Origin of the sequence: Bacillus cereus (genome assembly GCF_007678085.1) — a bacterium.
Classification (GTDB): Bacteria; Bacillota; Bacilli; order Bacillales; family Bacillaceae_G; genus Bacillus_A; species Bacillus_A cereus_BE.
Genome location: NZ_VEDW01000018.1, coordinates 1 through 2,773, shown reverse-complemented (window position 1 = coordinate 2,773; position 2,773 = coordinate 1). Strand labels below are relative to the sequence as shown.

The window sequence follows — 2,773 nt, the reverse complement described above, 5'->3', positions numbered from 1 at the left end:
CATATTATATGGTTAAGTCCTCGATCTATTAGTATTCGTCAGCTCCACATGTCACCATGCTTCCACCTCGAACCTATCAACCTGATCATCTTTCAGGGATCTTACTAGCTTACGCTATGGGAAATCTCATCTTGAGGGGGGCTTCATGCTTAGATGCTTTCAGCACTTATCCCTTCCGCACATAGCTACCCAGCTATGCCCTTGGCAGAACAACTGGTACACCAGCGGTGCGTCCATCCCGGTCCTCTCGTACTAAGGACAGCTCCTCTCAAATTTCCTACGCCCACGACGGATAGGGACCGAACTGTCTCACGACGTTCTGAACCCAGCTCGCGTACCGCTTTAATGGGCGAACAGCCCAACCCTTGGGACCGACTACAGCCCCAGGATGCGATGAGCCGACATCGAGGTGCCAAACCTCCCCGTCGATGTGGACTCTTGGGGGAGATAAGCCTGTTATCCCCGGGGTAGCTTTTATCCGTTGAGCGATGGCCCTTCCATGCGGAACCACCGGATCACTAAGCCCGACTTTCGTCCCTGCTCGACTTGTAGGTCTCGCAGTCAAGCTCCCTTATGCCTTTGCACTCTACGAATGATTTCCAACCATTCTGAGGGAACCTTTGGGCGCCTCCGTTACACTTTAGGAGGCGACCGCCCCAGTCAAACTGCCCACCTGACACTGTCTCCCGGGTCGATAAGACCCGTAGGTTAGAATTTCAATACAGTCAGGGCGGTATCCCACCAGCGCCTCCACCGAAGCTAGCGCTCCGGTTTCAATGGCTCCCGCCTATCCTGTACAAACTGTACCAAAATTCAATATCAGGCTACAGTAAAGCTCCACGGGGTCTTTCCGTCCTGTCGCGGGTAACCTGCATCTTCACAGGTACTATAATTTCACCGAGTCTCTGGTTGAGACAGTGCCCAAATCGTTACACCTTTCGTGCGGGTCGGAACTTACCCGACAAGGAATTTCGCTACCTTAGGACCGTTATAGTTACGGCCGCCGTTTACTGGGGCTTCAGTTCAGAGCTTCGCTTACGCTAACCCCTCTCCTTAACCTTCCAGCACCGGGCAGGTGTCACCCCCTATACTTCGCCTTACGGCTTCGCAGAGAGCTGTGTTTTTGCTAAACAGTCGCTTGGGCCTATTCACTGCGGCTTTCCGTTAAGAAAGCACCCCTTCTCCCGAAGTTACGGGGTCATTTTGCCGAGTTCCTTAACCAGAGTTCTCTCGCACACCTTAGGATTCTCTCCTCGCCTACCTGTGTCGGTTTGCGGTACAGGCACCTTTTATCTCGCTAGAAGCTTTTCTTGGCAGCGGGGAATCAAAGACTTCGCTCCATAAGGAGCTTCCCCATCACAGCTCAGCCTTCACGATAAGCGGATTTGCCTACTTATCAGCCTAACTGCTTGGACGTGCACAACCAATCGCACGCTTCTTCTATCCTTCTGCGTCCCTCCATTGCTCAAACGATAAAGAGGTGGTACAGGAATATCAACCTGTTGTCCATCGCCTACGCCTGTCGGCCTCGGCTTAGGTCCTGACTAACCCTGAGCGGACGAGCCTTCCTCAGGAAACCTTAGGCATTCGGTGGACGGGATTCTCACCCGTCTTTCGCTACTCATACCGGCATTCTCACTTCTAAGCACTCCACCAGTCCTTACGGTCTGACTTCACTGTCCTTAGAACGCTCCCCTACCACTGATACCATTGGTATCAATCCGCAGCTTCGGTGGTGTATTTAGCCCCGGTACATTTTCGGCGCAGAGTCACTCGACTAGTGAGCTATTACGCACTCTTTAAATGGTGGCTGCTTCTAAGCCAACATCCTAGTTGTCTAAGCAACTCCACATCCTTTTCCACTTAATACACACTTTGGGACCTTAGCTGGCGGTCTGGGCTGTTTCCCTTTTGACTACGGATCTTATCACTCGCAGTCTGACTCCTAAGGATAAGTCATTGGCATTCGGAGTTTGACTGAATTCGGTAATCCGATGAGGACCCCTAGTCCAATCAGTGCTCTACCTCCAAGACTCTTACACTTAAGGCTAGCCCTAAAGCTATTTCGGGGAGAACCAGCTATCTCCAGGTTCGATTGGAATTTCTCCGCTACCCACACCTCATCCCCGCACTTTTCAACGTGCGTGGGTTCGGGCCTCCATTCAGTGTTACCTGAACTTCACCCTGGACATGGGTAGATCACCTGGTTTCGGGTCTACGACCACGTACTAAACGCCCTATTCAGACTCGCTTTCGCTGCGGCTCCGCCTCTTCAGCTTAACCTCGCACGGGATCGTAACTCGCCGGTTCATTCTACAAAAGGCACGCCATCACCCATTAACGGGCTCTGACTATTTGTAGGCACACGGTTTCAGGATCTCTTTCACTCCCCTTCCGGGGTGCTTTTCACCTTTCCCTCACGGTACTGGTTCACTATCGATCACTAGGGAGTATTTAGCCTTGGGAGATGGTCCTCCCAGATTCCGACGGAATTTCACGTGTTCCGCCGTACTCAGGATACATTCAAGAGAGAACGAAGTTTCGACTACGGGGTTGTTACCCTCTACGACGGACCTTTCCAGGTCGCTTCGTCTACCTCGTTCCTTTGTAACTCCGTATAGAATGTCCTACAACCCCAAGAGGCAAGCCTCTTGGTTTGGGCTATGTTCCGTTTCGCTCGCCGCTACTCAGGAAATCGCATTTGCTTTCTCTTCCTCCAGGTACTTAGATGTTTCAGTTCCCTGGGTCTGTCTTCCTTACCCTATGTATTCAG

1 rRNA gene is annotated in these 2,773 nt (G+C 51.9%); it reads right to left on the bottom strand.

Annotation, left to right across the window (positions count from 1 at the left end):
- Positions 1 to 8: 8 nt before the first annotated feature.
- Positions 9 to 2,773: ribosomal RNA gene (locus tag FS742_RS27060) — 23S ribosomal RNA — on the bottom strand; the annotation flags it as partial.